The organism is Dietzia sp. Cai40, from assembly GCF_014145165.1.
In the GTDB taxonomy this organism is placed as follows: Bacteria; Actinomycetota; Actinomycetes; order Mycobacteriales; family Mycobacteriaceae; genus Dietzia; species Dietzia natronolimnaea.
In genome coordinates this window covers 1-6,314 of the sequence record NZ_JAALEB010000360.1, presented here as the reverse complement: position 1 = coordinate 6,314, position 6,314 = coordinate 1, and the positions used below count along the sequence as shown (strand labels likewise).

The 6,314-nt window shown below is 72.4% G+C and carries 6 protein-coding genes; all 6 read left to right on the top strand.

The genetic code is table 11. The annotated features are described in order from the left end of the window. On the top strand, positions 1-802 hold an 802-nt coding region (locus G6022_RS13395; RefSeq protein WP_182691753.1), incomplete at its 5' end, for a phosphotransferase family protein. A 16-nt stretch (positions 803-818) separates the two neighbouring features. After that, positions 819-1,577: a histidine phosphatase family protein gene (locus G6022_RS13390; protein ID WP_182691752.1), complete on the top strand. Its 759-nt coding sequence runs from the start codon at positions 819-821 to the stop codon at positions 1,575-1,577. 106 nt (positions 1,578-1,683) lie between these two features. After that, complete coding sequence (locus G6022_RS13385) at positions 1,684-2,493, top strand: alpha/beta fold hydrolase (protein WP_179523652.1); 810 nt, start codon at positions 1,684-1,686, stop codon at positions 2,491-2,493. Positions 2,494-2,507: 14 nt separating this feature from the next. Continuing rightward, complete coding sequence (locus G6022_RS13380; RefSeq protein ID WP_182691751.1) at positions 2,508-4,778, top strand: MMPL family transporter; 2,271 nt, start codon at positions 2,508-2,510, stop codon at positions 4,776-4,778. After that, positions 4,775-5,473 (top strand): lipocalin family protein, encoded by a 699-nt coding sequence (locus G6022_RS13375; RefSeq protein ID WP_179523650.1) that lies wholly within the window; start codon positions 4,775-4,777, stop codon positions 5,471-5,473. Before G6022_RS13380 ends, G6022_RS13375 begins: the two co-directional genes overlap by 4 nt. 11 nt (positions 5,474-5,484) lie before the next feature. Continuing rightward, positions 5,485-6,314: NAD-dependent epimerase/dehydratase family protein (locus G6022_RS13370; RefSeq protein ID WP_182691750.1), on the top strand; the 830-nt coding region annotated here is incomplete at its 3' end.

Here is a 6,314-nt window from a genome sequence, read left to right as displayed (position 1 = left end):
GGCGGTCGACGCCCTGGTGGACCTGCACGCCGTCGACGTCCGGGCCGCCGGCCTGGACGACCTCGACCGTGGCGAGGGCTACGTGCGCAGGCAGGTCGAGGGGTGGTCGGCCCGCTACCGCCGCGCGCGGACCCCCGACGTGCCCGACTTCGCGCCGGTGATGAAGTGGCTGGACGCCAATCAGCCGGACGACGTGGGCCACTGCCTGGTCCACAACGACTTCCGCTTCGACAACCTGGTCCTCGACCCCGGCGACGTCACCTCCGTCATCGGCGTCCTGGACTGGGAGATGGCGACCGTCGGTGACCCGCTCATGGATCTGGGTGGCGCCCTGGCCTACTGGGTCGAGGACGGGGACGGCCCGGTGTTCAAGGCGTTCCGGCGCCAGCCCACTCACGCGCCCGGGATGCTCACCCGGTGGGAGGTCGTCGAGCGCTACGCCGAGCGGTCGGGCCTGGCGATCAGCGAGGACGACTGGCGGTTCTACGAGGTCTTCGGACTGTTCCGCCTCGCGGTGATCGCCCAGCAGATCAACCACCGCTTCTTCCACGGTCAGACGACGAATCCGGCGTTCCGCGCGTTCCGGCCCGCGGTGGGGTTCCTCGAACAGCGGTGCCTGCGCATCATCCGCACCGGCGAGGGGCGGCTGACGCCCACCCGGATCAGCCCGCGCGACGTGATCCCGGAGCTGCTCGCGGTGCCCAGGGTCGTCCTGCCGCTGCTCGCGGGCGGGGTGCACGACGCGCGCCAGAAGATCGGCGGGCTCCTCGGTGGCCTGCCGGGGACGGGGAACCGCACGTGACGGGGGTCGATCGCTGATGGGGGCCATCCACCTGGTCCGCCACGGGCAGGCCTCGTTCGGGAGCGGCGACTACGACCGGCTCTCCGAGACCGGCCACCTCCAGGCCCGGCTCACGGGCCGGGACATGGCGGCGCGCGGACTGCGGCCCGACGTGGTGATCCACGGCGGCCTGAGGCGACAGCGCGAGACCGCGCAAGGCCTGGTCGAGGGCCTGGTCGAGGGCCTGGTCGAGGGTCTGCGAGAGGGCCTGGGAGAGGACCTGGGAGAGGGTCCCGGGTGGGACTGCCCGGTCGAGTGCGACGACCGCTGGGCCGAGTACGACGCCGACGAGGTGCTCACCGCGGCCCGGGCGGCCGGGGTGAGTGCCGGGCACGCCACCCTCGATTCGGCGGGCTCCTCGGGCGAGGCCAAGCAGGCGTTCCAACGTCAGCTCGACGCGGCGCTCGGGCACTGGGCCGGGCTCGAGGCGTTCGAGACCTACCGGGCGGCCGCGGACGCGGCGATCGCGGACGCGGCGGCGCGGTCCGGGTCCGGGCGCACGACGGTGGTGGTGAGTTCGGCCGGAACCATCTCGTTGGCGGTCGCGGGCCTGTTGGCCGACCCGGAGGGCGTGGTGGGGTTGTGGACCCGCCTGCAACGCGTGACCGTCAACACGGGAGTGGCCCGCGTCGTGGTGGGTCGCGGCGGGATGACCTGCATCGCGGTCAACGAGCACCAGCACCTGGAGCGGGCCGCCGGGCCGGAGGACCCGCGGGGTCTGATCACGCTGCGGTGACCCGGCTTCCGATCCCCTCGAGGTGACCGAAGGGTGGCGCCGGCCGCCGTATCGTACGACTGTGGCGGCCGGACACGGCGGCCGTCCGACTGTCAGGAGAGCCCCGATGCCCACATTCCAGCGCGGTCACACGACCATCGCCTACACCGACACCGGCGTGCCCGCCGGTCGTGAGGACGCTCCCGTGGTGTTCTTCGCCCACGGTCTGCTCTTCTCCGGGTGGATGTTCCAGCACCAGATCGCCCACCTGCGGGACAGGTACCGGTGCGTGACCATCGACTTCCGTGGGCAGGGCGACTCGCCCCGCGCGCTCGGTGGGTACGACATGGACACGCTGACGGTGGACGTCAGCGAACTCCTGCGGCACCTGCAGATCCCCGTGGTGAACTTCGTCGGCCTGTCCATGGGCGGCTTCGTCGGGATACGGCTCGCGGCCCGCAACCCCGAGATCGTGCACTCCCTCACCCTGCTCGACTCCGCCGCCACCGCGGAGGAGCCGGCCAACCGCAGCAAGTACAAGACCCTGTCCAAGGTGTACCGCGTCGCCGGGATGAAGCCGCTGCGGTCCCGTGTGGCGCCGATCATGCTCGCCGACCGCAACCTCTCGGCACCCTGGGTCGAGGAGTGGATGGCGATGCTCGAGCGCACCGACCGCGCCGGTCTGGTCAAGGCCATCGAGTCGGTCGCGGACCGGGATCCGTGCGAGGACGAGGCCATCCGGATCATCGCTCCGACGCTGGTCGTGGTGGGTGCGGAGGACGCGGCCACACCGCCGGACAAGTCGCGCCGGATCGCCGAGCTCATCGCCACCACGAGCTTCCACGAGATCCCCGGTGCGGGTCACTCGCCGACCATGGAACGGCCCGACGAGGTCAACGCCATCCTCGAGGCGTTCCTCTCCGAGTACAACGCGTGAGGGCGAGGGAGACGATGACAACCGGGAGCACCGCGACGGACAGTGACGCGTCCACCGGAGGCTGGGTCGGCGTGCTCACGGGGAAGCTCACCGCCTGGCTGATCCTCGCGGCGGTCCTGCTCGTGTCCGGCGCCGTCTTCGCGCTCGCGTCCTCCGAGGGCGCGTCCGAGGCACCCCAGACGTTGCCGGACACCTCCGAAGCCGCCCTCGTCTCCCAGATCCAGCAGGAATTCCCCGACGCGGGGTCGGTGCCGGCGGTACTGGTGGTCACCAGGCAGGACGGTGGCGAGCTGGGCCCGCAGGGGATCGCCGCGGCCGTGGGGGCGGGTGAGCGGATGGCTGAGGTCGTCGGCGCCGCGCCCCAGGGACCGATCCCCTCCGAGGACGGCGCCGCCGCGCTGTTGCTGGTGCCGGTCGAGGCCGAGTCGATCTCCAACGAGCAGGGCAGCGAGCTCGTCCGCGAGATGCGCGACGCCGTCGCCGACGGCCTCGACCCCGGTCTGGAGGCGCAGCTCACCGGCGGGCCCGCCTTCGCCGCGGACACCGCTGCCGCCTTCGAGGGCGCGGACTTCCGGCTGCTGGCCGCCACGGCGACGGTCGTCGCGGTGCTCCTCATCATCACCTATCGCTCGCCGGTGCTGTGGCTCGTCCCGCTCGTCGTGATCGCCGTCGCCGACCGGGTGGCCTCCCTGCTGGTGGCGACGGTCGGCGAGGCCGTCGGCGTGACCGTCGACGGCTCCACGTCCGGCATCGTCTCGGTCCTGGTGTTCGGCGCGGGTACCAACTACGCGTTGCTGTTGGTCTCCAGGTACCGCGAAGAGCTGCGGCGGACCGAGAACCGGCGACAGGCGTTGCGTGATGCCTACCGGGGAGCGGTCCCCGCCATCATCGCCAGCAACGTCACCGTGGTGCTGGCACTGCTGATGCTGTTGCTCGCGACCCTGCCCAACTACCGTTCGCTCGGGCTCTCCGCGGCCGTCGGCCTTCTCGTCGCCCTGGCGTACGCCCTCGTGGCGCTGCCGGCGGCGCTGGCCGTGTGCGGTCGTGGGTTGTTCTGGCCTTTCGTCCCCCGGCCGCACCGCGACTCCGAGCGCACGGGCACGCGCACCGGCGCGCGCGCCCGGGTGACCGCCCCCACGACTCCCGAGGACTTCCGCGAGGAGGTCCCGTCCGGCGTCTGGGGCCGCATCGCCTCCGGGGTGGTCAGGCGTCCGGTCCGTGTCCTGATCTCGTGCGTACTGATCCTCGTGATCCTCGCGTTCGGGTTGCTGGGCACCCGGATCGGCCTGAGCCAGACGGAGCAGTTCCGAACGCCGTCCGAGGCCGCGGCCGGTCTGGAGACCGCCGCCGAGCACTTCCCGGCCGGCGTCACGGACCCGGTCACCGTGCTCACCCGCACCGGCACGGAGGCGCAGGTCACGGAGGTGGCCGAGGGCGTGGAGGGCGTGGTGTCCGCCATGCCGGCCGGTGAGTCGGGGACCGGGTGGAGCCGCATCACGGTGACCCTCGACGCCGCCCCCGCGACCGACCGGTCGGAGGACAGCGTGGTGGCGTTGCGCTCCGCGGTCGACCAGGTCCCCGGATCCGAGGCGATCGTCGGCGGATCGGTGGCCGAGGGCGTCGACACCTCCGACGGGAACCTCCGCGACCTCGCGCTGATCGCACCGCTCATCCTCCTTGTGGTGTTCGTCGTCCTGGTCCTGGCGCTACGGGCGTTGATCGCGCCGCTGCTGCTGCTGGGCGCGACGGTGTTGTCGTCGCTCGCGGCGCTCGGGCTGGGGACCTTCGTCACCACCCAGATCCTGGGCTTCCCCGGCCTGGACGTGTCGGTCCCGCTGTACAGCTTCCTGTTCCTCGTCGCCCTGGGCGTGGACTACTCGGTGTTCCTGATCATCCGCGCCCGGGAGGAGGCGGCCACGCACTCGACCCGCGAGGCCATGGTCCGGGCGGTCGCCCTCACCGGCGGCGTGATCACCTCCGCGGGAATCGTGCTGGCCTCGGTGTTCGTGGTGCTGGGCGTCCTGCCGTTGATCGTGCTCACCCAGGTCGGCGTGATCGTGGCCCTCGGCGTCCTGCTGGACACCTTCGTCGTGAGGACCCTCGTGGTGCCGGCTCTGTTCACCCTGGTCGGGGAGCGGGTCTGGTGGCCTGGCGATCCCCGACGCGGCGTCACGCCCGCGGGCGAGCCCACCACCGGCGGTTCAGACGCATCCGCATCCGCAGCCACGGCTCCGGCCGACTCCGCTCCAGCCCGCACCGCCGACACGAAGGAGTTCCACCCATGACCACCTCGCGCCGTTCCCGGGTCCGTTCACTCGTCACCGCCCTCGCCGTGGTTCCGCTACTGGCGGCGGGGCTCGGGGCCGCCCCCGCAGCCGGGGCCCAGGACCTCACCGACGGGGGCCGCCTCGGCGGGGGCTCCTCGCAGCTGGTGCTGCCCGACGGCATCGCGGTGGGGTCGATCGGCGGCCCCGAGCTGCAGCAGGTCGGATATGTGGATCCCGACCGTTTCGTGGGCACCTGGTACCAGGTCGCGGCGATCCCGCAGCCGTATACCCTGCAGTGCACCAACGACACGACCGCCGAGTACGCGCGGATCTCGCCCGACACGATCTCGGTACGTAACTCCTGCGGCTCGGCGATCAGCTCCGACTCGGTGATCGAGGGGGAGGCGACGATCCGCGACACCGACACCAACGCCTCCCTGCGCGTGAACTTCCCCCAGGTGCCGTTCCAGGACGAGAACGGTCCGGTCAACTACCGCATCACCTACCTCGCCGACGACTACTCGGTGGCGGTCGTCGGCGACCCGAGCCGGTCCTCCGGCTTCGTGTTGAGCCGGGACCCCGCCCTGGGGGCGGACCAGTGGTCCACCGTCCGTGACGTCGTCGAGTCGCGCGGCTGGTGGCCCTGCGCGTTCCTGACCGTTCCCATGGCCGGTGGGCGGGGCGACGTCACCCCGCTGTGCCTGCTCCCCTGAGAGACGGACCGATGAGCATCGACCTCAGTTGTACGATCCGGGCCGGCGCGGACGAGGCGTGGGATTATCTCGCCTCGCCGGGTGCCTTCGTCCGGATCTCCCCGCCGTTCATGCCGCTGCGGCCCGTGAGCCAGGCCGACTCGCTGCGGGACGGTGTGGCCGTGCTCGAGCCGAGGTCCGCGCTCCCCGGTCCGTTGGGGACGCGGTTCGGCCCGCGATGGGTCGCGCAGCACGACCCCGCCGGGTACGTCGAGGGTGAGCGGTTCGTGGACCGCTGCGTCTCCCAGCCCTACGCGGGTCTCACGGGGTGGGTCCACGAGCACACCGTCACCGCGGGTCCGGACGGGACCGCCGTGCTGGGCGACCGGGTGCGCGCCCGCGTGCCGGGACCCCTCCTCTCCCCGGTGTTCGCCTACCGCTACCGCCAGATGGCGCACGACCTCGACCGGATCCGGCGGCTCGCCGGCCCGGACGGCGGACGAGCCCTGACCGTCGCGGTCACCGGGGCCTCCGGGCTGGTGGGGACCGCGCTGTGTGCCCTGCTGGGGGTCGCCGGCCACCGGGTCATCCGACTGGTCCGTGGCGCGGCGGGCGGGGTCGACGAACGCAGGTGGGACACCGCGGACCCCGATCCGACGCTCCTGGACGGCGTGGACGTGCTGGTGCACCTGGCGGGCGCCTCCATCGCGGGCCGCTTCACCGACCACCACCTGGCGACGGTCCGCGACAGCCGGATCGGGCCCACCCGTAGGCTCGCCGAGCTGGTCGCCGCGCGGGACGGCGCCACGGCCATGGTGTCCTCCTCCGCCATCGGCTACTACGGTGCCGACTGCGGGGACCG